This window comes from Thiemannella venezuelensis (assembly GCF_014203605.1).
Taxonomy (GTDB): Bacteria; Actinomycetota; Actinomycetes; order Streptosporangiales; family Streptosporangiaceae; genus Planomonospora_A; species Planomonospora_A venezuelensis.
This window is the reverse complement of sequence record NZ_JACHJJ010000002.1, coordinates 31741-57061: the sequence shown is the minus strand read 5'-3', so window position 1 is coordinate 57061 and position 25321 is coordinate 31741. Positions and strand designations below refer to the sequence as shown.

The following is a 25321-nucleotide window of genomic DNA, read 5'->3' as shown; positions in this document are numbered from 1 at the left end:
CCGGTCCCAGCCCCCGGGCCTTCCCCGCCCACCGGCCGAAATGTCGGCCCGCCCTGCGAAGATCACGGCTCAGTCATGCACCCCTGACCGTGGAGAGCCGCGCCATGCAGTCGAAGGACGTCCAGCCGCCCGCCTGGGACCGGGTACGGAAGCTCATCGACGCCGGCGACTCGGCCGGAGTCGCGGCGGCGGTGGCGGTGCTCGACCCTGCCGGGCGGCGCGAGGTCGCCCGTGAGCTGCCCGGATACGTCGAGGTGGCGCGGGATCGGGCGGAGCGGGCGATGGCGGACCATGAGGCCGCGGTCGAGCGGAGGCGCCGCGCCCGGCAGGACGAGGTGGACCGGCTGCGCGCCGCCGGGCGGCTCTCCGAGGAGCAGCACCGGGAGGCGTGGGCCGCGACCTGGTACGACGACTGGAGGACCTGGCCCGTGATCCCCGACTGGGCCGGGCCGATGCGGGTCGCGGGAGCGGGCGTGATCGGCGGCGCGGCGGCCGCGGCGGCCTGGATCGACCGCAGGGAGCTCGGCGAGTGGGACCTGGCGGGGGGAACCGCCTCCGGTGGGGACGAGCCGCTGCTGGCGGCGATCTCCGCACGGCCCGTCCCGTTCCAGGCCGAGCTGGCCGTACGGCTCGCTCTCCGGGTGCGCGGCGGCCGCCGGCGCCGGGCCCGCTCCCTCGACGGGACCCTGCCGCTGGCGCTCACCCTGCTCCGCCGTACCGGTGCGGCCCCGCCCGAGCACGACCCGCTCGTGGTCGGGTGGGTCTCCCGGGGCGGCCGGCTCGGCGAGCTGCGAGCCGATCCGCTGCTCGACCACCTCCTGCCGCGGATCTTCGAGGCCGAGGGTGTCGGCCGGGCGCTGCGGGGCGAGCGGCCGGCCCGCGCCGGCGCGGCCTCCTGGCTCGGCGCCCTCCGCGCCCTCGCAGCCGAGGGCCGGGTGGACCGCGCGTTCCTGCTCGACGGCTGCCGGCGCCGCTTCCTGCGCGGCGGCGAAGGCCCGGATCTGCGGTTCTTCGCCCACCTCCACGAGCTGCTCGACCCCGCCCCCGCCGAGATCGAGCCGCACGCCGTCGACTACCTGCGCCTCCTGCCCGCCGCGCCGGGGCCCGTGGCCGAGCCGGCGCTGAAGCACCTGCGGAGACTGACCGGTCTCGACCCGACGGACGTGGCCGAAGCCCTGGAAGGACTGCTCTTCCGCGCCGAGGGCGGGCTGGCCCGCGCCGGCCTGAGCTGGTGGGAGGAGACCGTACGGCAGGCGCCCGGCCCGGTCGACGAGCTGGCCCCGGCTCTGGCCGTGGCCTTCGGCCACCAGGTCTGGGCGGTGCAGGAGCGTGCCGCGCGCCTCGCGATCCGGCACGCCGGGCGCTTCACCCCGCGCGGCGCCGAGCTTCTCCGCGCCGGCGCGGAGGCGGTACCGCCCGCCCTGCGCCACCGGCTGGTCGCGGCGCTCGGCGGTGAGGCCGTCGAGGAGCCGGAGGCCGGTCCCGGTCCCGGTCCCGGTCCCGGGAAGAAGACGCCGGAGGAGGTGTCCGGGGACGCGTCCGGGGATGTGTTCGCCCCCCGGACGCTGCCCGCCCCGGCGCGGCCGCTCCCGGTGGCCGAGCCTCCGGACACGCCCGCGTACCTGGCCGACCTCTACCTGCGCGACGACCGGCAGGCGGGCGAACGCCGCCTGGCCGCCTTCGTCCGGCTCGCCGTACGGGACCGGGATGCGCTCCGCGCGCGGCTGGCCCCGCTCGTCGCGAGCCAGGAGAGGCGGTTGCACTCTCGTGAGTGGAAGGATCCCGGCGACTGGATGATCGCTCTGGCGGCCGAGCTGGTGCGTCCCGGATGGGTGGACGCGACCCGGCACACCGCGCTCACCGACCGGGCCCGGCGCGCGAACGGGCTCCCGCCGGCCACCGGGGAACTCGACCGGTTGCCCCGGCGCACGGATACCTCGCCGCTGCACCGCTTCGTCCTTCGCCGCCACGCGGAGGTCCTCACCGCGCTGCGGGCCGGGGCGCTGCCGCCGCTGCTGCTCGCCACGCCGAGCCTCTCCAACGGCCTGCTCGATCCGGCCGAGCTGGTGTCCAGGATGGAGGCCCTGGAGGCGGCGGGCGCCGTACCGCTGCCCGCCGACTTCCAGCAGGCGCTGCTCAGGCTGCCCCGGCGGGTCGACCCGGCGGTGACCGCACGCGCCACGGCGCTGAGGTCGCCGGAGGGACGCCGCGCCGCCCGATGGCTGGCGGAGGGCGGCCTGCCCGACCCGGTGGTGCGGGTGGCCTGGCCGGAAGGGGACGACGGCCCCGGCACGCGGGTCTGGATGACCTCCACCGTGCGGGCCGAGCCCACCGGCCTGCCGCTGCTCGACGAACTGCTCGCCGAGCAGCCCCGGCACGTCAGCCCGGTGACCGGCGGACACCTCGGCGGGCTCATGGAGTGGTGGCCCGCGGTCCTGCCCTCCCACCGGGAGGTGGTCGCCGCCCATCTGGTCCCCCACCAGCCGGTGCCGCCCTGGAGCTCGGCGATGGACTCCCTGCGCCTGGCCGACCTCGCCGCCGCGGAGGGGCCGGCAGGGCGGGCCGTCGCGGTCCTGCTCGCGCACCGGATCTTCCCTCATCCGCTCGCCCGCGACGGCATCGGCTCCGCGCTGCGCGCCCTGCGGGGGATGGCCGCCACCGATGAGCTCCCCGCCGAGGAGCTCGGCCGGGAGCTCGCCCAGCGGGTGCTCCGCGGCGAGATCACACTGCGGCTCCTGGTGGACCGGGTGGAACGCGAGGCCGCGAACGGAGCCGCCTGCGCCATGTGGGGGGTCGTCGCCGCGGCGCTGCCCCTCCTCCTGCCGGCCCGGGGCAGCCGTCCCACCGGCGTGCACACCGACCTGGTCGCCCTGGCCGCCCGCCTCGCGCCCTGGTCTCGGACACGGGAGGAGATCCCGGCGCTGTCCGCCTTCGCGGCGCGCAAGGGGTCCAGCCGCATCCTCACGCACGCCAGGGCCCTGCGCGACCACCTGGCGTCCGGCGGCGCCTCCCCCGTGCAGGCCGTCCGGGACCACCGGGACGGCTCGTGCCCGTCATGAGGGCGGAAGGGTCCGTCCGCCGCGCAGGCGTGATCAGCGGCGGTCCACGGTCTCGCAGTCACCGGACACCTGCGGATCCGTCAGGTCCACGCGGATGACGTCGGCGCCGGTGCCGCAGCTCAGATCCGGCTTGTCAGCCTTGGAGCCGTCGGCGCCGGCGCTCTCCGTGGCCCAGATCTCGTCGTCGCCGTTGCCGCCGCGCAGCGCGTCGGCGCCCTCGCGGCCGACGATCCGGTTGGCGTTGGAGTTGCCCCGCAGCGAGTCGTCGAAGTCGCTGCCGAACAGGTTCTCGACGGTCGTGGTGATGTTGTCGCGGTCCCTGTTCAGGCGGCCGTCGTCGGCCTGGCCGTCCATGTCGACGAGCACACCGGAACCGCTGCGTCCGTAGTCGGCCGCGTCGATGTCCTCGCCCCCGTCGAAGGTGACGTTGGTGCCCGTGGAGGCGGTGGCGCCGAAGTAGGTGTCGCGGCCCGCCCCGCCCTCGATCGTGGTGGTGAGGGAGGTGTCCACCTGGACCTCGTCGGGGCCGCCGCCGGTCATCAGCTTGATGACCTTGACCGGTGCACCGGTCTCGCAGGTGACCTTGTTGGGCGAGAGGCCGTCCCGGCGGCATCCGGCGCCGGGCTCGATCCCCGTGCCGGTGGTGTCCTCCAGAGTGACGATCCTCCCGGCGCTGAGGCTGACCAGCTTGATCCTGTTCGCGGAGTCGCCGCCCACGTAGTAGAGGTCGTTGTTGCCGGTGACGTAGGCCGTGGGGGTGGCGGCCCGGCTGGGAGCGGCGGCGTGGCCGGGGGTGGCCAGGGTCCCCGCCAGCGCGGCGGCGGCGAGGGCCGGCAGCGCCAGCCGGGCCGTGTGCTTGGTGATACGCATTGTGCTCTCCTTTAAGATGGGTCATCCCGACGGATCTCCGTCACAGGACGGAGAGCTTGATCGGCTGTTGCGGCCATCAAAGGGCACCCGCACGTCACCTAATAGGTCAAAGGGCACACAGGTCGCATAATGTGCCAAAGTGCACATATCGTGCCACCGGATCGCGTCAGCCCGTCCGGCGTTCAGGCCGAGGCGCGGTCGGCCAGGACACGGGCCAGGACGACGGTGATGATGCCCGCCAGCACGACCGACAGCAGACCCGCGCGCAGGCTGACGAGGTCGGCGACGAGCCCGACCAGGAGCGGGGACAGCAGGAAGCCGCCGCGCAGCAGCCAGCTGACGATGGTCAGGCCGGTGCCGGAGGGCAGGCCGGGCAGTTCGTCGGCGGCGTGCATGGCCGCCGGGACGAGGGTGGCGAAACCGAGCCCGGCCAGGACGAAACCGGTCAGCGCGGCCGGGATGGACGGCATGGCCAGCGCGGCGCCCATGCCGGCGGCGGCCAGGACGCCTCCCGCGCGGGCGACCGTACGCTGGCCGAAGCGGTCCACCACGCGGTCACCGGACAGGCGGCCGACGGTCATGGCGATCTGGAACGCCACGACGGCCAGGCCCGCGGTGGCGGCGTCGGCGTGCAGGCCGGTGAGGTAGAGGGCGCCCCAGGACGCGCCGGCGTCCTCGACCAGCGCGCCGCACGCGGCCAGCACGCTGAGCACGGCGAGTATCCGCACGGCACCCGGGCCGGTGAACGGGCGTCGGCCCGGGTGCCGTGCCGGTGGGGCGGCCGGGTGGCCGTCGGCGGCAGCCAGGTCCTGGGCTTCGGTGGCGCGCTCGGCATCTTCCGGGCCGGGCAGCAGGAACCGGTAGGCGAGCAGGGCGACGATGCTGAACAGGGTCGCGGAGACGCCGAGGTGAACCGCCAGGGGCAGGCGGAGTCCTGCGGCGGCCGAGCCCATCAGGCCGCCCAGTACTGCGCCGATGCTCCACACCCCGTGCAGGGAGTTGAGGATGGAGCGCCGGTAGAGCCGCTGGACGCGCAGGCCGTGGGCATTCTGCGCGACGTCGACGACGGCGTCGAGTGCGCCCACGACGAGCAGCGCGGCGCCGAAGGCGATCCAGTTCGGCACGAAGGGGATGGTCAGGGTCGCGAGGGTGGTGATGACGATGCCGAATGCCGCCACGCGTGCGGAGCCGAGGCGGCGGATGGCCAGTCCGGCCAGCAGGCCGGCCAGCAGCGCGCCGATCGAGTAACCGGCCACCGCGGTGCCGAAGACGGCGTTGCCGACGCCGAGGTCGGCCTTGATCTGCGGGTAGCGGGGGACGAGGTTGAAGAACACGGCGCCGTTGGTGAGGAACAGTGCCGCTACGGCGGCGCGGGCCAGGTGCGCCTGGCGGGTGGGCACGGCGGAAGGGACGGCAGCGGACATCGGCTTTCCGATCACGGTGACGGAGGGTGGCGGGAGGGGCGGGAAGAAGGATCAGCGCAGGAACCGGTGGACGGCGTGGCGGATCTGCTCCGGTGTCATCGGGTCGGTTGACAGGGCGCTGTGCAGGACGAGTCCTTCGATGAGCGCGTCGAGTTCCCGGGCGGTGGTGGCGTCGAAGTGGCGTTCCAGCGCCGTGCGGCTGCGTGCCATCCATGCCTGGGTGACGGCCCGCAGGGCTGGGTTGCGTGCCGCGGCGACGTACAGCTCCACGGAGAGGACGAGGTCGCCGGAAGAGCCGAGCAGGTCGTCGGCCACCAGCGTGATGACGGCCTCGACCGCCGCCTCCCGGTCGCAGGCGGCGCTCAGCCGTTCGTCGAAGACGCGAGCCATCGACTCGGCGTGCCGGGTGAACGCCGCGGCCAGCACCTCCTCCAGCGAAGTGAAGTGGTAGGTCATCGAGCCCAGCGGCACGTCCGCGACACGGGCGATCTCCCGGTGCGTCGTGGCGGCCACGCCGCGCTCGGCGATCACGGTCAGCGCGGCATCGATCAGCCGGTCCCGCCGGCCTGGGTCGTGTCGGCGCGGCCGCCGCTCCCGCGGGTCGCGCGCGGAGGCCGCGTTGAACGCCTCCATCAGATCCGCCGCGGGCAGCATGAGCCCGGCCGGCTCGGGTCGTCAGCGAGGTACAGGTCGTCGGCAGGCATTCCGTCTCGCATGGAACGGCCCAGCATTTCAGGCATCATGTGTACGATTGTACATATGATGTGTACGGACGTACACATGCTGGCGTCTCCACCCCTGGCCGCGGTCTCGGACCGGGACGCAGGCGCGCCGCGATCGCCTCCCGCGCAGGGATGCGCCGGACAGCGCCGCGGGCCGGGGAGGCGGAGCGGCGTCAGGCCCGTCCGGGACCCGCCTGCAGCAGGGCGAGGATGGCGGTGCGGACGGCTTCGAGGTCCACCGCCTCGGGAGCGACCCGCCACTGGGCGTGAACGCCGATGACGGCCCCCACCAGCAGGACCGTGAACGCCTCCGGGGTGGTCCCCGGCGGAAGCGCCTCCGCCGCCACCCGCGCCCGCACCGCCTGCCGGAGCGCCGCGTGCAGCCGCGCGTAGTGCTCGCGGATCGGTGAGCCGACCTCCACGGCCTCGGCCAGCAGGGTGATGAACAAGCGTGCGGCAGGCAGACGGATGAAGCCCATGGCCTGGTCCAGCGAGTCGCCGGTGGGCTCCTCCCCGCCCGGCGGGAGACCCGCCAGCACGACCTGGAGCTGGTCGTCCACCACCGCTTCCAGCAGGCCCAGCTTGTTGCCGAAGTGCCAGGGGATGGAGCCGCGGCTGATACCGGCCCTGCCGGCGATGTCGACGAAGCTCGTCTGCCGGTACCCCTTCTCGGCGAAGAGCTCCGCCGCGGCCGCCACCAGCAGCCGGCGGCTCTCCTGGGTCCTCTCATCACGTCGTGTGGCCATGCGGTTCATCTAATCAGGTATGCCGAATGACAGAGCAAGTGTTGATCGATATAGCCTGTGTCAGCCAACATAGAAATCGAGGAGGTTCTCCATGCGCTGGGTGACCTACGCGACGGACGGCGGAGACCGCGTCGGCGTGATCGGCGAAGACCGGATCCACCCCGTCGCACCAAGTGTCAGCCTGGTCGAGCTCATCGGCCGGGGCGCCGATGAGCTGCGAGCGGCCGGGGAGGCGGCCCTGGCGTCGCAGGCGCGGACGGTCCCGCTGGCCGGGGCCAGGCTGCGGGCGCCGATTCCGCGCCCGCCCTCGCTCCGCGACTGCCTGTGCTTCCTGGACCACATGCGCAACTGCCAGCAGGTCACCGGTTCGTCCCGCGCGCTCAAGGACGCCTGGTACCGGCTGCCGGCCTTCTATTTCGCCTGCCCCTCGACGGTCATCGGCCCCTACGACGACGTGACGATCTCCCCCGGCAGCGCCTGGTTCGACTTCGAGCTGGAGATCGCCGCGGTCATCGGCCCCGGCGGCCGCGACCTCACCCCGGAGCAGGCCGAGGAGCACATCATCGGCTACACCGTCTACAACGACTGGTCGGCACGGGACCTGCAGCTGCGCGAGGCGCCGCTGGCGATCGGGCAGGCCAAGGGCAAGGACGGCGCGACCACGCTCGGCCCGTACCTGGTCACCCCGGACGAGCTGGAGCCCTATCGCCGCGACGGCAGGCTCGCGCTGCGGGTCGAGGCGAAGGTCAACGGCGCGACCATCGGCTCGGGCCGTACCGACGCCATGGACTGGAGCTTCGGCGAGGTCGTCTCCTACGCCTCACGCGGCGTGGACCTGGTGCCCGGGGACGTGTTCGGATCGGGTACGGTGCCCGGCTGCTGTCTCATCGAGCACCTGTCCCCGGCCGATCCGGCCGCCTTCCCCGGCTGGCTGCGGGACGGCGACGTGGTCGAGCTGACGGTCGAAGGGCTGGGACGCACCCGCCAGACCGTCCGCGCGTCCGCCGCGCCGTACCCGCTGGCGCCCCGGCACGACCCCGACGCCCGGCCGCCACGCCCGCGTGTCAACCGCGCCCCGTCGAAGCCGCCCTACACGCGCGGCCTGCACGAGGTCGGCACGGACGTGTGGGCCTGGCTGCTGCCCGACGGCGGGTACGGCTGGAGCAACGCGGGCCTGATCGCGGGCGAGGGAGCCTCCCTCCTGGTCGACACCCTGTTCGACCTGCCGCTGACCGCCGAAATGCTCGACGCCATGCGCCCGGTCACCGGCCGGCACCCGCTCACCCACGCCGTCATCACTCACGCCAACGGCGACCACACCCACGGCAACCAGCTGCTGGGCGCGCACGTCCAGATCATCGCCGCAGAGGCCACCTGCACCGAGATGCGGCACGAGATGCCCCCGGAGATGCTGACCGCCGCCCAGGTGCTGGACATCGGCCCGGCGACCGGGTACTTCCGCGAACGCTTCGGCGCCTTCGACTTCAGCGGCATCCGCCTGCGGCTGCCCGACCGCTCCTACGACCGGGAGCTGACCCTGGACGTCGGCGGACGCGAGGTGCGGGTGATGAACCTCGGCCCCGCCCACACCGGCGCCGACTCGGTCGTGCACGTGCCGGACGCGGGCGTGCTCTTCGCGGGCGACCTGCTGTTCGTCGGCTGCACCCCGATCGTGTGGAGCGGCCCGATCTCCAACTGGATCGCCGCCTGCGACCGGATGATCGCCACCGGCGCCGGCACGATCGTCCCCGGCCACGGCCCGGTCACCGACCCCGACGGGATCCGCGCGGTGCGCGGCTACCTCGGCCACGTGGTCGAGCAGGCGGACGCCGCGCACGCCCGGGGCCTGTCCTTCACCGAGGCGGTTGAGGCGGTGGACCTGGACGAGTACGCCACCTGGCTGGACTCCGAGCGGATCGTGGTCAACCTCCACCGCCGCTACCGCGAACTCGACCCGGTCGCCACGCCGCGGCTGGACCAGATGACGCTGATGACCATGATGGCCGAGAAGGCCGGGAAGGAGCTCCCGTGAGACTGCCGGAGACCGCGCACACCTCCCTCCCATGGCGCATCCACGAACTCACGGGTGACTTCTCGGTCGAGGACGTATGGGCGTTCCGCACCCCGGGCGCCGGGCCCGACGACTTCCCGGCGATGCTCGCGGCGATGCGGGCCGCCGGCGGATTCGCGAAGCAGCCCTGGCCGGCGAGGTTCCTGTTCGCCCTCCGGTGGAAGATCGGCGCGCTCCTCGGCTGGGACGAACCGTCATCGGGCGTCGGCGGGCGGGTCGCCTCACTCCGCGACCGCCTGCCCGGCGACATCCGCGACGCCCCCCGAGGCCCGGACGACGAGCGCATGCCCCTCAAGGCGGTCTACGAACTCGGCACGGAGTCCGCACGCGAGCTGGCGAACAGGACCGTGCACACCGTGATGCACTTCGGCTGGGTCCAGGGGGCGAACGGCGACCACGAGCTGCGGATGGCCGTCCTCGTCAAGCCCAACGGACGGTTCGGGCGGCTCTACATGGCCGCCATCGCGCCTTTCCGGTACCTCGTCGTCTACCCGGCGCTGACCCGGCAGTGGGAAAGGGCCTGGCGCGACCGCAACCGTACGGAAGAGCAAGAGGAAGGGACGTCACGATGAACTCCGGCAAGCGGCTGCTCCGCTGGGCGAGCGGAATCATGTTCGTACTGGGAGCAGGGCACCTGTCCCTGCTGGCGCTCTTCTTCTGGGAGCGCGTCACCGGCTGGGTAGACCGGGGGGTGTGGGCGGCCGTCCCGCTCGCGCTCACGGACGGCGGTGCGGTTCCGACGGTGGAGTCCCTCCGGAACGGGGTCGTCTTCTGGGCCGGCCCGGGAAGCTTCTCCGTGCCTCTGCTCCTCCTGGGGTGCCTGGTCTGGCACCTCGCCGGCCGCGGGGTGGCCGTGCCCGCCGGAATCGGCTGGGGCGTCGCGACGTGGTGCCTGCTGGGCGGCGTCCTTCTCGTGCCGTCCCCGTTCTTCGCCGGGATCGTCTCCGGGGCGCTCATCATCGTGGCGGCACGGAAAGGTGATCGATCGGAAGCGCTCCCAACGTGAGCGCCCCGGAGAGAGCTGACCGGCCATGCGGTGCCGCGCCGCCGCCTCCGGTGACCACCGGGGCAGCAGGCCCGGCGACGGCCGCGCCGGTCGATTCGCCGGCGTGCCCCGCGAGGCGGGCCGGCTCCCGCGGGCCTCTTGAAGCGGGCGGCAGGGGGCCGCGACCCTCTGCCATCGCACCCGAAACGTGGTGTCCGGCCTTGAGCATGTACCTGTGGACATCGATCGGGCACAGCTTCCGGCTCCTGGACGCCTCGGTGCGGACCGTGGATTTCGCGCGCGGGAAGGGATGGTCCATCGAACCCCTCGGATCGAACATATGATCTAAAAATTCTGGACCCGGACCCTCTGCCAAGGTTACGATCTTGCTGTTCTCCGGCCGTATCGATCGGCCGGCTCTCCATGCTGACGGGGCGCGAAGGCGCCTCATGACCGGACAGGAGATCGCCCTTGAGGCGTGCACTGATCGCGTTAGGTATCGGCTTGAGCGTGCTAGGTTCCGCCGTCGGCACCGGGCCGGCACAGGCGGCAAGTGTCGTGATGGTCCCGTTGGCGCCCACTGCGACGACGGCTCAGCAGGTCGCCAGGTTCTGGCTCGCAGACGAGGCCGCCAACCTGAGGAACGCCACACCGTACGCCGTGCAGACCGTGGCCAGCGGGGAGCGCCTGTCCACGGACATCGCCCCGAACGGCCCTCCGGTTTCCATCGCGCCGCTGGAAGGGCCGGCCTCCCCGACGGGAGGGATGCCCACGACCTCGGGCAAGGTGTTCTTCATCGGCAGCGACCTCCAGCCGCACTGGTGCACCGGCACGGCCGTGCAATCGAAATATCGCAACGTCGTCGCGACGGCGGGTCACTGTCTACTGGACATCGAGGCCCCGGCCGGCCCGCTGGCCAAGTGGGTCTTCGTCCCCGGTTACTCCGAGGGCATGATTCCGTTCGGCCTGTACGTCGGCAAACAGGGCGTTGCTCACCATGACTTCGACGACATCCGGGACTACGACCGTGACCTCGCCTTCGTCAACGTGTACCGCGGTGTCGTTCTCTCCTCTCCGGACCTGCTGACCGATGTCGGGAAGCTGGCCGAGAACGTCGGTGGCCAGGGGACCACGTTCAACCAGCCGCTCGCACCCACGGTGGACGTCTTCGGTTATCCCGCCGGCGTCCAGGCCGACGGCAGCCGGCCCTACACGGGCGAAACCCTCGAACGGTCGACCGGGTCGGCGTTCACGATGGAGGTCACCGGTACTACATTCGTAGTTCCAGCGGGAGGAGATCGCCCCGTCGTCGGTAATGGCTGATCAGGGCACGTGTCTGGTGACGTCGCCGGAAGTCCGACCACGCCAGGACATGATCGATGGCATCGGCCGCGGAGATGAACAGCCGGGCCAGAACCCGGCGGATCTCGGCGAGCGAGAGTCGCAGCATCCTCAGCGCGGTGACGCCTCCTGGAGCAGGCGATCTTTTCCCTCGCCGATGACCTCGTCAGCGTCGGCGGGCAGGGTGGCGCGCGTGACGGCGAGGAACGCCAGCGCGAGCATGGCGATGGTGACGTGCCGGTGCCAGGGCGTCCACTTGCGGACCTGGTAGGAGGTCAGGCCGAGCAGGTCCTTTCCCTGTTCGTTGTTTTCTTCGATCTTCCAGCGCATCCCGGCCGCGTCGATCAGCTCGGGGACCGCGGTGCCGGCCAGGGCGTGGGCCAGGAAGAACTCCACCTCGGTCGGAGCCGCGACCGAGCGGCGGATCAGCAGCGTGTGCGCGTGTCCGGGCGCGGGTGCCTGCCCGGCCACGGCGACGGCCAGAGCGGTCCAGTCGTAGACCCGCATGCCCTTGGTGCCGGCCCCGCACGAGCGGCGCTCCCAGATCCCGGCCCGTCCGAGAGCCAGCAGCCGGTCCAGCACATGCCCGACCGGCTCGGTGCCGCCGCGCACCGCGACCAGGGGCAGGTCGACCGGCACCGCCAAGACATAGCCGAGGGAGCGTTCATGGCAGAACGCGCGCAGGTGCGGGTCGCGGCCGTAGCCGGAGTCGGCGCACAGGTAGCGAAACGGCGTGCCGGCCGCGATCTCCTCGGTGAGCATGTCGATCACCAGTTGGGGCTTGGTGCGGAAGGCCACGTGCTCGGGTACCCCTGCCCTGCCGCGGCGCTCAGCATCGCCGGCCCAGGACTCGGGCAGGTACAGGCGCCGGTTGACGAAGGCGTGCCCGGCGCTCGAGGCGTAGGTGATCATGGGCATGACCTGGCAGTTCTCCACCTGGCCGGTCAGCCCGCAGTACTGGTCGGCCACGCCGACCGACATCTCGCCCTTCTTAATCGCGCTGGTGTCGTCGGCGATCAGCACCCCGTGATCACTGCCCAGGTGTGTGATCACGTAGGAGCGGACCTCATCGCGCAGGATCTCGACGTCCCATTTCGCGCGATCCAGCAGGTGCTCGAACCGGTGCGCGGTGGCGTGGCCGATGTGGTCGGCCAGCTGCCAGGAGTTCTTGCGCGGCACGTCGGCCAGCAGGGCGCGCACCAGGTCGGCGAAGGCCTCACGCGGCTCGGGGCGGGTGAACAGGGGACCGGCGATGCGCGTGGTCAGCGCGGTCAGTTCCGTATCCCAGGACACGACGAGATCGTAGGTCAGAGCGCACGTCACGGACTGACGATGGACCAACTACGTCCTGTGGCGGAGCTAAACGAATCAAGATCTACGAATGTAGTACCGGCGGGAAGAGCGACAGCTCAAGCACCGTGCCGAGGGCGAGAGCCGTATGGTTCCCTGCCCTCCGGAACTAGTCAAGATTCTCCGCGCCCACCTGACCACCCTCCCGCTCGCCAAGGAGAGTCTGCTGTTCACCGGTGTGAATGGAGGAGACCTTCCAACGATCACCTACAGGCGCGCGTGGAATAAGGCGCGGGCCACAGCGCTGACCAAAGAAGAGTACGCATCCCCACTCGGCAAACGCATCTACGATCTTCGGCATGCTTGCCTGTCTACCTGGCTCAACGCCGGAGTTCCCGCAACTCAGGTTGCCTATTGGGCAGGACACAGCGTAGACGTTCTACTCAAAATCTACGCCAAATGCATAATCGGCCAAGACGAAGTATCAAAAAAGCAGATAAACGAAGCTTTAAGGAGAAAGATTTAATACAGCTAGACATTCTCGTAGCGACCCGGCCTCGGTAAACCAGCAAGCCGCAGGCCGGGTTTAAATTCCAGAACCCTGACGAGTGACACCAAAGTCAGCGCCTGAACCGTGCAGCTCACTAGCTCCCAGGGATCGGGGTAGCGCCTGCGGGATTTACCTGCTGGGGCATTTGGACCATTACAACCTTTGACTGTTCGATCCAGGCTCTACCTAGATGATTTTCGACCAGCTTAGTTGCAGCCGTGCTTCCGAAGGTATGCATTGCAGCGTGATGAACGCTCAGAACTGCATCTTGAAGATCTTGATCGTCTTCCAGATTCTCGATCGCTATACCGAGACGCCTAGCCTGCTCGCGATCGACTCCCCGACCGTGCGCTTTATGAAGCTTCTGATCCGCAAAGAAAGCGGCGGCTTCTTTTGCCTTAGCCTCACCGTCGGCCAGATCAGCGAACATGTAGGTACGGAGCCACTCCTCTACCAACTCCTGCCCAAGCTCTTCAGCATCCTCGCAGAGCTGCAATAGGCCAGGAGAGTACTGCTGGAGGATCGGCAGCCAGGCACTAAGCCGGGCGGGGTCGTTTCGGCACTCCTCCACGACCTTGTTAAACTCTTGCCGCAACCCACCTGCCGGCTTCAGTCCACTGGGCAAGAAGACTTGAGGGTCTGTTGGGCCAAGCTGAGAGTGCTTACCCATGACAATGCGGTCTGCGGCGAGCGACCACATGGTTCCAGCGGACATGGCAGCCAGGGGAACGAATACCCGAACGTCTTTGAACTTGCTTCGCATATAGCGGACAAGGCGGTCTACCGCCTCGACGCTGCCACCGGGACTATGGAGGATCAAGTCAAGATCTTCTCCTGAAAGCCCTCTAAATACCTCCATAAGCCCTTGCATATCTCGCAACGAGATACCGACGTCTGCGACAGGCTTGTTGGGCCCACTAGGAGAAAGCCAGTCACTGGCATACAGGACAGTGTTTCGCCCCGTCAGGGCGTGCAACTCACTTAGATACTTCCGACGGACATAGTCGTAAATTGACACGCCCTGCGGGAGGTTATCCGGCGGAGAAGCTTGAAGCTCACCCAACTCTTTGAGTATTTCGCCCCAACTCGGCATGCCTCCGCCCTTCCTTTTAGCATGCCTCCTAAAGGGCTACTCTCCCGTTCCGGTCGAGTAGTGGACATTCGTAATCACATGAGGAATGTCAGGCATGCGCTCTAGCGCAGCACTGTACACCTCCAAGGCAGCAGCTACCCCCGGTTGCGCCAAAGCTTGGGCAAGTAACTTTTCTCGCTGCGCCACAAGATCAGATCGACCCTCGTTCGCGGACATGGTCCAACCGTAGCCGAGCCAGTCCCACAAGGGGAGGCCAACACCTGAACCAAATAGCAAAAACCGTACATATCGCCAGCAATCAATCCACTCTCGCTTGCCCCTGCTTCCTTGATCGACCGAGCCACCTCGGCAGGCGCCCGCATGCTGATCCAATCCGGCTCACGCCGTGAGATCACCTTGAGTCGTAGTCGATGGCCTTCGTCGAAACGTCGGCACGTATTCGGCACGATCAACCGGCAGGGGCCGACGACGACCGTTGACAGCCGGACAGCAGAAGAGCGCCTCATGCCGCAGAAGTGCAGGTCAGAGGCGCTCTAGCGCAGGTCATATGGGGTAGGGCGGGCGGGACTCGAACCCGCGACCCAGGGATTATGAGTCCCCTGCTCTAACCGGCTGAGCTACCGCCCCTCACGCAAGCCGTACCGACGCATTCAACCAAAGAAGAGCCCCGTTCGCACATCCGGGAGGCCCATGATCCAAGATTTGGCTCCTCCTCCTCGCGAACGAGAGGATCCCTGGCTCACGCAGCTCGATCGCCCTGCGGACGATCAAGTCTTACACGATCAACGCCAGCCGGGGCGAGACCCGCCCGGACGAGCATCACAAGCGCGGAGTTCTTGTCCCGGGGACACACCGCTCCGCAGGTGATACAGGTGTAGATGCGCTGCGACAGCGGTAGGGCGTGCTTGGCTCTCGCTCCGCACCTTCCGCAGTCCATGGTGGTGTGCGCCGGGGCCACCGGCCGCAGGTCACGCGCGTGCTTGCGCGCCATGTGGATCAGTTCGTGTTTGGCGGCGGAGATCGCCGCGTCGGCGGCCTTGCCCGCCATCGTGGATTTGGCCAGAAACTTGGGCCGGAAGTCCTCCATCGCGATCCGGTCGAAGTCGGTCACCAGGCGTTTGGCCCATTTGCGGGCGGTGTCCTGCCGCTGCCTGGCGATCTTCTTGTGGACCTTGGCGGCCTGCCGCTTGGCCATCCGGTAGCCCTTCGAGGGGGCCTGCCCGCGCGGGCGTTTGCGGCGGGCCATCATCTTCTGGTAGCGGGCCAGCTTGCTGGCGGCCTGCCTGCCGTACTCCGGGTGCGGCAGATCGTGTTCGTCGCTGGTGGTGGTGGCGATCTCCTTGACGCCCCAGTCGATGCCGACATCCCGGCCGGTAGGCGGCAGCGGCTCACTCTGTGCGGGGACGACGAAAGAGGCGTACCAGTGGCCGAGACTGTCGCGGTAGACGCGCACGCTGGACGGCTCGGCCGGTAACGGCCGCGACCACACCACGGTCAAGATGATGCCCCCGGCCAGGTGCAGGCGATCGCGGGAGAAGCGGAAGCCGCGCCGGGTGTAGTTGAGGCTGGGGTGGGCGAGATCTTTTTTCTTGAAGCGCGGCATCCCGGCCCGCCGCTTGACCGGCAGCCGGCCCTTGATGTCCTTGAGCGCTTTGGTGCGGGAGCGGGCGAAGTCGCGGATGGTCTGCTGCTGGGGCACCGAGGCGCCCTCGCCCAGCCAGGCGTGCCCGGCGCGCCAGCCGGTCAGCTGCTTGTCCAGATGCGCCGGGCCGCACTCCTGCTTCGCTTGGTGGGCGGCTTTGGAGGTGGCCACGCACTGATTCCACACCCACCGGCACCGATCCCACTCCCCTTCCAGCGCGATGCCACCCCTCGACGACACGCGCAGCCGGTAGGTGAAGCGGGCATGGCCCGACCCTCCGGCGTCCTGTGGTGTCGTCATGGTGGCACGCTAACACTATCGTGCGGGGTATGGATGAGAAACGGATTACTCTGCGGCTACCTGCGGAGCTGCACGCCCATCTGGTCGCGGAGGCGAAGTCCGCGCGACGGTCCCTCAACTCCGAGATCGTCTACCGGCTGGAGAACGGACTCGGTGATGTTGATGCGGAGACTGGTACGTCCAGCGGGCCGGCCATGCCCGCTACGCCGTCCGGGCGGCCGAGTTCCTCCCCCGCCTGAAGCCGGAGACCCCGGTGGTTTCGCCTCGCGAGAACGGGCCGACGAGACCTCCTCGCCGCATTCCCACGCGGGCGGGGCGGATGCCGGAGGGCCGCAAGTGCCCTGTCTCTTCCTCAGCGCCGACCGTTCTCCAGCGGGCGAGCATGGCGAAAAAGCGTCGTGCAGAACGCCGTTCGTGACCACGGTGCAGCCGTCGGCGGCGTGGGCCTGTCCCGACAGGTCGGTCAGCCGCCCACCCGCCTCCTCGACGATGAGCTGGACGGCGGCCAGGTCCACACCTCGCCCCACGGGTCGAGACATGCCTCCAGACGCCCTTCCGCGACGAGCATCTGCGCCCAGAACCCACCGGAACCGAAGGTGAAACGTGTCCGGCGGGAGAGTTCCACGAGCCCGGACAGGTTTCCTCTGTCCGCCCAGCGGGACAGCCCGGCGAAAGAGATGTGGGCGTCGTCCAGCGCACCGACCGCCGAGACGCGGAGCGGCTCCGCGCCGCTGGTGTGCGCGCCTCCCCCGCGCCGGGCCCACCAGCGGCGCGATATCGCCGGGGCGGAGACCACACCTACCTCGACGACGCCGTCGACGACCAGCGCGATCAGCGTCGCGTACGCGGGGACTCCGCAGACGTAGTTGTTCGTGTGATCGATCGGGTCGCTGATCCAGACCCGGCCGCCGCAGAACGCCCCGCCACCGAATTCCTCACCGTGGACGGCGTCCGCCGGACGCGACCGCACAAGCTCGGCGCGGAGCGCGCCCTACCGCGACATCGGCCTCGGACACCAGGCTGCCGTCGGGCTTGTGCCGTACGGCCGCCGCCGTACGGGACATGGCCGGGGAGAGGTCGTGGCGATGTCCGCGAGGCGGAGCGCGAGGGAGAGATCCTCCATGGAGGTCAATCTGCCACAGCTGTGCGTGCCGCCGGTCCGCCTGCTGTCCCGAGGAACACCGCATTAGAGTACTGTGGAACCCTGTTGAGGAGTGTTGAATAATGCGCGTTATTGAAGCTTTTCGGGAGTCGTTCGGTGCCGAGCCGCACGGGGTCTGGCACGCTCCCGGGCGGGTGAACCTGATCGGCGAGCACACCGACTACAACGACGGGTTCGTGCTCCCCTTCGCCGTCCCGTGGGGCGTCACCGCGGCGGTCGCGCTCCGCGAGGACGATGCCGTCCGGCTGCGGTCGCTCCAGGCGGGCGAGCCGGTGTTCCTCGACGACCTCGGGCGCGCCGAGGGCTGGGCCCGCTACGCCGTGGGGGTCTTCTGGGCGCTGCGCGAGGCCGGGCACCCGGTGCGGGGCGCGGACATCGTGATCGACGGGGACGTGCCCCAGGGCGCGGGGTTGTCGTCGAGCGCCGCGCTGGAGGTGGTGGTCGGCACCGCGCTCGACGAGCTGTACGGCCTGGGCCTGTCCAGGATGGAGATCGCGAAGATCGCCCAGAAGGCGGAGAACGACTTCGTCGGCATGCCATGCGGGATCATGGACCAGGCGGCCTCCGCCCTCGGCGAGGAGGGCAAGGCCCTCTTCCTCGACTGCCGGACCCTGGCGAGCAGGAACGTCCCCTTCGACCTGGCCGCGCACGGCCTCCAGCTGCTGATCGTCAACACCGGCGTCCACCACGCGCTCGCCGACGGGCAGTACGCCCGGCGGCGCCGGGACTGCGAGAGCGCCGCCGAGCGCCTGGGCGTGGACGCGCTGCGCGACGTCACCGACCTGCCCGGCGCGCTGGCGGAGCTGACCGGGGACGAGCGCAGGCGCGTCCAGCACGTGGTCACCGAGAACCACCGGGTGGAGGCGGTCATCGGGCTGCTGCGCGCCGGGGCGGTCCAGGAGATCGGGGCGCTGCTGAACGCCTCGCACCTGTCGCTGCGGGACCAGTTCGAGGTGTCCTGCCCGGAACTGGACGTGGCCGTGGAGGCGGCGGTCCGCGGCGGGGCCCGGGGGGCGCGGATGACCGGGGGCGGGTTCGGCGGGTCGGCCATCGCGCTGGTCGCCGACGACCGGGTGGAGTCCGTACGGCAGGCGGTGACGGCGGCCTACGCCGAGCGTGGTTGGGCCGCTCCGGAGGTCTATCCCGCGACCCCGGCCGCCGGAGCCCGCCGCCTGGCCTGACGGTGAGGATGCGGGTGAACGCCTCCCGGCGGAACCTGGCTCTTGGCCTGACTGACCACGGTGTCTTCAACCGGATCCGCCGGCTCCATCCGGGAGTCCCCGGCCTACGGTCCAGCGGACCCGGCGGCCTGCGCCGCCTCCCGGAGGAGCGCCAGGGTGTGGTCGAGCTCGCCCTGGAGCGTACGGCGCGCCTCCCCGGCGTCTCCCCGCTCGACGGCCCGGACGAGGGCGGCGTGGGTGTCGTCGCCGGGGTTGCCGTCGCCGTGCCGGAGGCCGAGCAGGTCGACCAGGTCGATCAGCCCCTGCCGCAGCGCGGGGACGAACTCCGCGAACAGGTCGGTGAGCACCGGGTTGTGCGCGGCCGCCACGACCGCGGCGTGCAGGGCGATGTCGGCGTCCACGAAGGCGGCGTCGTCGCCCGCGGCGGCGGCGCGCCTACCGGCGAGCGCCTCGTGGAGGGCGGCGATGTCGGCGTCGGTCCTGCGTTCCGCGGCCAGGCGGGCGGCCTGCACCTCGACGAGCGTGCGCACCTCGTAGACGTGGACGACGGCGGCGCGGCGGAGCCGGGCGGGCCAGTCCTCGGCGGGCTCGGTGGCGACGACGAAGACCCCGGCTCCCTGACGCGTCTGCACCAGACCGGCGCCGGACAGGGCGCGGACGGCCTCGCGCACGGTGGAGCGGCCCACGCCGAGTTCCTTGGCCAGGGTGGTCTCACCGGGCAGCCTGGTGCCGACCGGCCACTCCCCCGAGGTGATCTGCTCGCGTAGGCGCCGGGTGGCCTGGTCGACGAGTGAGCTGGGGCGGAGGGCGCCGAGGGACATTCTTACCTCTCAGGTTGTCTGAGGAGCTGAGGTGTGCTTAGCATACCGGCATGTCGTTGCACCGTCTCCTTCTCGGCCGCCGCGGCGGGGTCTGATCCGACCGGCGCCCCGCCGCGGGTGCCCTGCTGCCGGTCGCCCTCCGACGAGCGAAGGACAGCCCCGATGAATCCGCAGCGCCCCAGCGGCATGCCGTACCAGAAGTATCTGCCCGCCCACGAACGGGTCGAGATCCCCCTGACCGACCGCACCTGGCCCGCCCGCAGGCTCACGCAGGCCCCGCTCTGGGTCTCCGAGGACCTGCGCGACGGCAACCAGGCCCTGGCCGAGCCGATGGACGTCCCCCGCAAGCGCCGCATGTTCGACCTGCTGGTCGGGATGGGGTTCAAGGAGATCGTGATCGGCTTCCCCGCGGCCAGCCGGACCGACTTCGGTTTCGTCCGGCACCTGGCCGCCGGCGGAGCCGTGCCCGAGGACGTGACGGTCTCGGTCCTCACGGCCGCCCGCGCGGACCTGATCGAGCAGACGTTCGCCGCCGTCGAGGGTCTGCCCAGGGTGATCGTCCACCTCTACACCCCGACCGCCCCCGTCTGGCGCGAGGTGGTGCTCGGCCGCGAGCGCGCCGAGGTGCACGCCATGATCAGGCAGGTCGCCGCGCGCATGGCCCGGCTGGCGGGTGAGGGCACCCGGTTCGAGTTCTCGCCGGAGGTGTTCAACCTGACCGAACCCGACTTCGCGCTGGAGGTCTGCAACGGCCTCACCGAGCTGTGGGACGCCTCCCCCGACCGTCCGGTGATCCACAACCTGCCGGCCACCGTGGAGATCTCCTCACCCAACGTGTACGCCGACCAGATCGAGTACATGCACCGCCATCTGGAGCGGCGCGACGCGGTGGTGCTGTCCGTCCACCCGCACAACGACCGCGGGACCGGAGTGGCCTGCGCCGAGCTCGCCATGCTGGCGGGGGCGCAGCGGGTGGAGGGATGCCTGTTCGGCAACGGCGAGCGGACGGGCAACGTCGACCTGGTCACCCTCGCCCTCAACCTGTACTCCCAGGGAGTGGACCCGATGCTCGACTTCTCCGACATCGACGCGGTCCGCCGCACCGTGGAGGAGTGCATCCGGCTGCCGGTCCACCCCCGCCACCCCTACGGGGGCGAGCTGGTCTACACCGCCTTCTCCGGTACCCACCAGGACGCCATCGGCAAGGGGCTGGCCCGCGCCGGCGAGGACTCCCACTGGTCCGTGCCGTACCTGCCGATCGACCCCTCCGACGTGGGCCGCGCCTACGAGGCGGTGATCCGGGTCAACAGCCAGTCGGGCAAGGGCGGCATCGCCTACCTGCTCCGCGAGCACTACGGGCTGGAGCTGCCCGAGGAGCGGCGCGCCGACTTCGCCCGGGTCGTCCAGGCCGCGGCCGACGACAGCGGCCTGGAGCTGACACCGGAGGACCTGCGGAAGCTCTACCACGCCACCTACCAGGCGTGACCGGAGCCCTCCGCCCGGCCTGAACACCTGCCCGCCCCGGTCATGCCGTACCGCCCAGCCGCGGGAAGACCGGAGCCGGGGCGGGCAGGCGCTCGCCGGGACCCGCGCACCGGGCGGCGACGCGGACCGCGGCGTCGGGCAGGAACGGCGCCAGCAGCCCGGCCACCTCGCGACAGGTCTCCACCAGAGTGCCGAGGACCGGGTCGAGCCGGGCGGAGCCCTCGCGGGCGAGTTGCCACGGCTTGACCTGACTCACGTAGCGGTTGGCCACCTCGACGACCTCGTGGACCGCGCCGGTGGCCCGGCGGAAGTCGAAGGCCTCCAGCGCCTCGGCCACCGTGTCCGGGGCACCGGCTCTCACCCCGTCCAGCGCCGGGTCCCGGTCGGCGGGCACGATGCCGTCCCGGTAGCGGTGGACCATCCCGGCCACCCGGTTGACCAGGTTGCCCAGCCCGTTGGCCAGCTCGTCGTCGTGGCGGGCGACGAGCCGCTCAGCGGTGAAGTCGGCGTCGCCGACCCTGGGCACGTCACGCAGGAGCCACCACCTCAGCGCGTCCACGCCGTACGCCGAGACCAGCCCGACGGGGTCGACGGCCGCCCCGCCGGACTTGCTGATCTTGCGTCCCTCCACGGTCAGGTAGTCGTGGACCAGCAGGTCGGTCGGGACCTCCTCCCCCGCCGAGAGCAGCATCGCCGGCCAGTACACCGCGTGGAAGCGGAGCACGCCCTTGCCCAGCAGGTGCACCCGCCGGTCCGCCCCGCCCCACCAGCGGCCGTGCTCCCCGTCGCCGTATCCCAGCGCGGTCAGGTAGTAGCCCAGCGCGTCCCACCAGACGTAGATCACCTGGTCGGGGTCGCCGGGGACCGGGATGCCCCACCCGCGGGCGCGGGTGCGGGAGCGGGAGACGCTGAAGTCGGCCAGGCCGCCTGCGATGAAGGCGAGGACCTCGTTACGGCGACCGGCGGGCTCGATGCGGAGGCGCCCGCTCGCGATCAGCTCGTACAGCTCGTCCTGGTAGCGGGAGAGGCGGAAGAACCAGTTCTCCTCCGAGACGTGCTGGAGCGGGGCGTCGTGCTCGGGACACTGCTCGCCGGGCTGGTAGAAGTGCTCGCAGCCCACGCAGTACAGGCCCTCGTAGTGCTTGCGGTAGAGGTCTTCGGCGCAGGCCCGCCAGAGGCGTTCGACGCCCGCGCGGTGCCGGAGGTCGGCGCTGGTCCGGACGAAGTCGTCGAACTCCAGCGAGAGCGGCCCGGCCAGCCGGGCGAACTCGGCGGCATTGCGGTCGACGAGCTCCCGTACGGCCACGCCCGCGGCATCGGCGGCCTGCACGTTCTTCAGCGAGTTGTCGTCGGTGCCGGTCTGCAGCCGGACCTCGTCGCCGCGCAGCCGGTGGTGGCGGGCGAGCACGTCGGCCTGGACCAGCTCCAGCGCGAAGCCCAGGTGGGGGCGGGCGTTGACGTACGGGATGGTGGTGCTGAGCAGTATCCGCGACATCGGAACCTCCGGGTGAGCGGGGCTCCGAAAGCCAGGTCGAGGCCCCTTGTTTCGGGGCCTCGGCAACATGGACCCGCGTCAGCGGGCCATCATCACCTGGGCGTTCATGTGATCAGGGTATCCGCGGCCCGTACGGCGGCGCGAGCGGATAACCGCCCAGGGCGCTCCGTGATCCGGGGAGCCACCCCTGTACGAGGTGCGACTCCCCGGATCATGGAGCGCCCGAAGGATTAGGGTCGGGGCATGCCCTTCGAAACCGTGAACGTCGTGTACCGGAAGTATGACGGCTCCCTGCACTGGCACCATTCCGCCCTGCTCCTCGGTGAGGACGAGCACGGCGTCTGGACCGGCTGCGTCGCGGGCACCCTCGGCCGCAAGGGTTCCGAGCCGCCCGTCGCCTGGCCGTACGCGTTCGTGATCCTCTTCCCCCGGGACGCGTGGTGGACGGCGCTGTTCAACGCCGAGCCGAACAGGACCGAGATCTACTGCGACATCACCACGGTGCCCGAGTGGCGCGGCGACGAGGTCACCATGGTCGATCTGGACCTCGACGTGATCCGCAAGCGGGACGGCCGGATCTACCTCGACGACGAGGACGAGTTCGAGGAACACCAGGTCCGCTACGCCTATCCCGCGGAGGTCATCACCTCGGCCCGGGCCTCGGCCGACCACCTGATGAAGGCCGTCACCGGCTACACCGCGCCCTTCGCCGCCCCGCCGCGGTGGCTCGACCACGTCGTCTGAGTCCCGGTGCGGTCCGGCGGATCCCGCCGTCCGCTCCTTCGGCGGCCGTCCGGGTGACGGCCCCGCACGCGCCTGCGCGCCCGGGGACGGAACCCGGGCGCGCAGGCCGTGCGGGGGCGGGAGCCGTACGGCTCAGCTGCCGAAGGTGAACCAGTTGAGGTTGACGAAGTCGGCCGGCTGCCCGCTGCTGAAGGTGATGTAGACCGTGTGGGTCCCGGTCACCGCCCTGATGTTGGCGGGGATCGTGCGCCAGCTCTGCCAGCCGCTCCGGGGGTGACCCGCACTACCCGGGCGCACGAGCTTGACCTCAATGAAAGTTGAGGTTCTAGGGTCCCTCTCATGACGACACGTATGAGGAGACCCTCGACGAACAGGCCGCAGGCGCTCCCGCGCCCCGGTGCCCCGGCGCCGGCGGGGGGTGCGCGATGAGCATGGAGATGACCGCCTGGAACGCGCTGTACCGGACGATGAACGCCCAGGAGGAACGGCGCCCGTTCTCCGTGGCCACGCTGCGCCGGATCGGCGCCTTCGCCCGGCCGCACCGGCGGCGCCTGGCCTTGTTCCTGATGCTCAGTGTGGTGACGGCCGTCCTGACGGTGGCCACGCCCGTGCTCGCGGGCGACGCCGTCGGCGCGATCGTCGCGGGCGAGCCGCTGGACGTCGTGGTCGGGCTCGCCGCGCTCATCGCGGTCATCGCGGTGGCCGAGGCCGGGCTCGGGCTGCTGACCCGGTGGTTCTCCGCCGGCATCGGCGAAGGCCTGATCCTCGACCTGCGCACCGCCGTCTTCGACCACGTGCAGCGCATGCCGATCGCCTTCTTCACCAGGACCCGGACCGGTGCGCTGGTCAGCCGGTTGAACAACGACGTCATCGGCGCCCAGCGGGCCTTCACCGACACCCTGTCCACGGTGGCCGGCAACCTGGTGACGCTCGTGCTCACGCTGGCCGTGATGATCAGGCTCTCCTGGCAGATCACCCTGCTCGCGCTGGTGCTGCTGCCCGTTTTCGTGCTGCCGGCGCGGCGGATGGGCGCCCGGCTGGCCCGGCTCCGGCTGGAGGCGGCCGGGCACAACGCCGCGATGGGCACGCAGATGGTGGAGCGGTTCTCCGCGCCCGGCGCGACGCTCGTCAAGCTCTTCGGCCGCCCGGCGCGGGAGTCGGCCGAGTTCGCCGCCCGCGCCCGGCGGGTGCGGGACATCGGGGTGCGCACGGCGATGGTGCAGTCGGCCTTCGTCACCGCGCTGACGCTGGTCTCGGCGCTGGCGCTGGCCCTCGTCTACGGGCTCGGCGGCTTCTACGCGCTGCGCGGGCAACTGGATCCCGGCTCCGTGGTCGCGCTCGCCCTGCTGCTCACCCGCCTGTACGCACCGCTGACCGCGCTGGCCGGGGCCCGGGTGGACGTGATGAGCGCGCTGGTGAGCTTCGAGCGGGTCTTCGAGGTGCTGGACCTCGAACCCCTGATCACCGACCGGCCGGACGCCCGGCGGGTGCCCGAAGGGCCGGTCTCGGTGGAGTTCGACGGGGTGCGCTTCGGCTACCCGTCGGCGGACAGGGTCTCACTCGCCTCCCTGGAGGAGGTGGCGGTCCTCGACGGCCGCGACGCCGCCGAGGTGCTGCACGGGATCTCCTTCCGCGCCGAACCCGGCCAGATGGTCGCCCTGGTGGGGTCCTCGGGCGCGGGCAAGTCGACCATCGCGCAGCTGCTGCCGCGCCTGTACGACGTCGACGAGGGCGCCGTACGGCTGGCGGGCGTGGACGTGCGGGACCTGTCGGCCGACTCGGTCCGCGAGACGGTCGGGATGGTGACGCAGGACGGGCACCTGTTCCACGAGTCGATCCGGGAGAACCTGCTGCTGGCGCGGCCGGAGGCGGCCGACGACGAGCTCTGGGAGGCGCTGCGCCGCGCCCGGCTCGGCGAGCTCGTCGCGGCGCTGCCCGACGGCCTGGACACGGTGGTGGGCGAGCGCGGCTACCGGCTCTCCGGCGGCGAGCGCCAGCGGCTGACGATCGCACGGCTGCTGCTGGCCCGCCCCCGGGTGGTGATCCTCGACGAGGCCACTGCGCACCTGGACGCCACCTCGGAGGCCGCGGTGCAGGCGGCGCTGGGCGAGGCGCTGGCCGGGCGGACGGCGGTGGTGATCGCGCACCGGCTCTCCACGGTCATGGCCGCCGACCTCATCCTGGTCGTCGAGGAGGGGCGGATCGTGGAGCGCGGCACGCACGCCGAACTGCTCGCCGCCGGGGGCCGCTACGAGGAGCTGTACCGGACCCAGTTCGACGAGCCGTCCGCGGTGGAGGCCGCCTGAGCCGGGGCGCGGCGCCCCTGCGGCCGCGCCCGGG

General features: G+C 71.0%; 21 protein-coding genes, 1 tRNA gene and 1 pseudogene. 11 read left to right on the top strand and 12 right to left on the bottom strand.

Features of this window, described 5'->3' with window-relative positions:
• Window positions 1-104: 104 nt before the first annotated feature.
• Complete coding sequence (locus FHS22_RS03765) at window positions 105-3059, top strand: DUF7824 domain-containing protein (protein ID WP_184938459.1); 2955 nt, start codon at window positions 105-107, stop codon at window positions 3057-3059.
• Between the two features lie 33 nt (window positions 3060-3092).
• Here FHS22_RS03765 and FHS22_RS03760 read toward each other — a convergent pair whose 3' ends face one another.
• From FHS22_RS03760 to FHS22_RS03745, 4 genes are all read right to left on the bottom strand, one after another.
• A complete protein-coding gene (locus FHS22_RS03760; RefSeq protein WP_184938457.1) occupies window positions 3093-3929 on the bottom strand; it encodes a calcium-binding protein in 837 nt (278 codons plus the stop codon).
• Window positions 3930-4111: 182 nt separating this feature from the next.
• Complete coding sequence (locus tag FHS22_RS03755; RefSeq protein WP_184938455.1) at window positions 4112-5353, bottom strand: MFS transporter; 1242 nt, start codon at window positions 5351-5353, stop codon at window positions 4112-4114.
• A 51-nt stretch (window positions 5354-5404) separates the two neighbouring features.
• The gene (locus FHS22_RS03750; RefSeq protein ID WP_184938453.1) at window positions 5405-5986 is read right to left on the bottom strand and encodes a TetR/AcrR family transcriptional regulator; all 582 of its coding nucleotides are present in this window, start codon (window positions 5984-5986) and stop codon (window positions 5405-5407) included.
• 262 nt (window positions 5987-6248) lie between these two features.
• The gene (locus FHS22_RS03745) at window positions 6249-6821 is read right to left on the bottom strand and encodes a TetR/AcrR family transcriptional regulator (RefSeq protein WP_184938451.1); all 573 of its coding nucleotides are present in this window, start codon (window positions 6819-6821) and stop codon (window positions 6249-6251) included.
• 91 nt (window positions 6822-6912) lie between these two features.
• Here FHS22_RS03745 and FHS22_RS03740 point away from each other — a divergent pair, with 91 nt between their 5' ends.
• From FHS22_RS03740 to FHS22_RS03725, 4 genes are all read left to right on the top strand, one after another.
• Entirely contained in the window at window positions 6913-8853 is a 1941-nt protein-coding gene (locus FHS22_RS03740) for a fumarylacetoacetate hydrolase family protein (protein WP_184938449.1), read from the top strand.
• Complete coding sequence (locus tag FHS22_RS03735; RefSeq protein WP_184938448.1) at window positions 8850-9464, top strand: DUF2867 domain-containing protein; 615 nt, start codon at window positions 8850-8852, stop codon at window positions 9462-9464. Before FHS22_RS03740 ends, FHS22_RS03735 begins: the two co-directional genes overlap by 4 nt.
• Complete coding sequence (locus FHS22_RS03730) at window positions 9461-9898, top strand: DUF6463 family protein (RefSeq protein WP_184938446.1); 438 nt, start codon at window positions 9461-9463, stop codon at window positions 9896-9898. Before FHS22_RS03735 ends, FHS22_RS03730 begins: the two co-directional genes overlap by 4 nt.
• A 450-nt stretch (window positions 9899-10348) precedes the next feature.
• Window positions 10349-11200, top strand: coding sequence for a trypsin-like serine peptidase (locus FHS22_RS03725; protein WP_184938444.1), 852 nt, complete (start codon window positions 10349-10351; stop codon window positions 11198-11200).
• Window positions 11201-11329: 129 nt separating this feature from the next.
• Here FHS22_RS03725 and FHS22_RS03720 read toward each other — a convergent pair whose 3' ends face one another.
• Complete coding sequence (locus tag FHS22_RS03720) at window positions 11330-12541, bottom strand: IS701 family transposase (RefSeq protein WP_420829956.1); 1212 nt, start codon at window positions 12539-12541, stop codon at window positions 11330-11332.
• Between the two features lie 707 nt (window positions 12542-13248).
• Here FHS22_RS03720 and FHS22_RS37735 point away from each other — a divergent pair.
• Window positions 13249-13557 (top strand): hypothetical protein, encoded by a 309-nt coding sequence (locus FHS22_RS37735; protein ID WP_260407642.1) that lies wholly within the window; start codon window positions 13249-13251, stop codon window positions 13555-13557.
• Window positions 13558-13698: 141 nt separating this feature from the next.
• Here the strand turns inward: FHS22_RS37735 and FHS22_RS39540 are convergent.
• The 3 genes and pseudogenes from FHS22_RS39540 to FHS22_RS03700 form a co-directional block, all read right to left on the bottom strand.
• A pseudogene (locus tag FHS22_RS39540) lies at window positions 13699-13917 on the bottom strand (SDH family Clp fold serine proteinase); the annotation flags it as partial.
• Window positions 13918-14704: 787 nt separating this feature from the next.
• Window positions 14705-14778: transfer RNA gene (locus FHS22_RS03705), tRNA-Ile, on the bottom strand.
• Between the two features lie 112 nt (window positions 14779-14890).
• Window positions 14891-16093, bottom strand: coding sequence for an RNA-guided endonuclease InsQ/TnpB family protein (locus tag FHS22_RS03700; protein WP_184938438.1), 1203 nt, complete (start codon window positions 16091-16093; stop codon window positions 14891-14893).
• A gap of 29 nt (window positions 16094-16122) precedes the next feature.
• Here FHS22_RS03700 and FHS22_RS39535 point away from each other — a divergent pair, with 29 nt between their 5' ends.
• Window positions 16123-16332, top strand: coding sequence for an Arc family DNA-binding protein (locus FHS22_RS39535; protein ID WP_184938436.1), 210 nt, complete (start codon window positions 16123-16125; stop codon window positions 16330-16332).
• Window positions 16333-16556: 224 nt separating this feature from the next.
• On the opposite strand, the gene FHS22_RS03690 is transcribed toward FHS22_RS39535, so the two are convergent.
• On the bottom strand, window positions 16557-17063 hold the full coding sequence (locus FHS22_RS03690) for an inositol monophosphatase family protein (RefSeq protein ID WP_184938434.1): 507 nt from the start codon (window positions 17061-17063) through the stop codon (window positions 16557-16559).
• A 254-nt stretch (window positions 17064-17317) separates the two neighbouring features.
• Between FHS22_RS03690 and galK the strand changes: the two genes are divergently transcribed.
• Window positions 17318-18436 (top strand): galactokinase, encoded by a 1119-nt coding sequence (gene galK / locus FHS22_RS03685; RefSeq protein ID WP_184938432.1) that lies wholly within the window; start codon window positions 17318-17320, stop codon window positions 18434-18436.
• A 104-nt stretch (window positions 18437-18540) separates the two neighbouring features.
• On the opposite strand, the gene FHS22_RS03680 is transcribed toward galK, so the two are convergent.
• Entirely contained in the window at window positions 18541-19257 is a 717-nt protein-coding gene (locus FHS22_RS03680; RefSeq protein WP_184938430.1) for a FadR/GntR family transcriptional regulator, read from the bottom strand.
• A gap of 162 nt (window positions 19258-19419) precedes the next feature.
• Here FHS22_RS03680 and FHS22_RS03675 point away from each other — a divergent pair, with 162 nt between their 5' ends.
• Window positions 19420-20742, top strand: coding sequence for a 2-isopropylmalate synthase (locus FHS22_RS03675; RefSeq protein WP_221473200.1), 1323 nt, complete (start codon window positions 19420-19422; stop codon window positions 20740-20742).
• Window positions 20743-20782: 40 nt separating this feature from the next.
• Here the strand turns inward: FHS22_RS03675 and FHS22_RS03670 are convergent, their stop codons facing one another.
• Window positions 20783-22237: a methionine--tRNA ligase gene (locus tag FHS22_RS03670; RefSeq protein ID WP_184938428.1), complete on the bottom strand. Its 1455-nt coding sequence runs from the start codon at window positions 22235-22237 to the stop codon at window positions 20783-20785.
• A 243-nt stretch (window positions 22238-22480) separates the two neighbouring features.
• Here FHS22_RS03670 and FHS22_RS03665 point away from each other — a divergent pair, with 243 nt between their 5' ends.
• Window positions 22481-22981 (top strand): DUF402 domain-containing protein, encoded by a 501-nt coding sequence (locus FHS22_RS03665; RefSeq protein ID WP_184938426.1) that lies wholly within the window; start codon window positions 22481-22483, stop codon window positions 22979-22981.
• A gap of 132 nt (window positions 22982-23113) precedes the next feature.
• On the opposite strand, the gene FHS22_RS37730 is transcribed toward FHS22_RS03665, so the two are convergent.
• Window positions 23114-23278, bottom strand: coding sequence for a carbohydrate-binding protein (locus FHS22_RS37730; RefSeq protein ID WP_338047574.1), 165 nt, complete (start codon window positions 23276-23278; stop codon window positions 23114-23116).
• A 128-nt stretch (window positions 23279-23406) separates the two neighbouring features.
• Here FHS22_RS37730 and FHS22_RS03655 point away from each other — a divergent pair, with 128 nt between their 5' ends.
• Window positions 23407-25287: an ABC transporter ATP-binding protein gene (locus FHS22_RS03655; RefSeq protein WP_184938424.1), complete on the top strand. Its 1881-nt coding sequence runs from the start codon at window positions 23407-23409 to the stop codon at window positions 25285-25287.
• The last annotated feature ends 34 nt before the right edge of the window (window positions 25288-25321 follow it).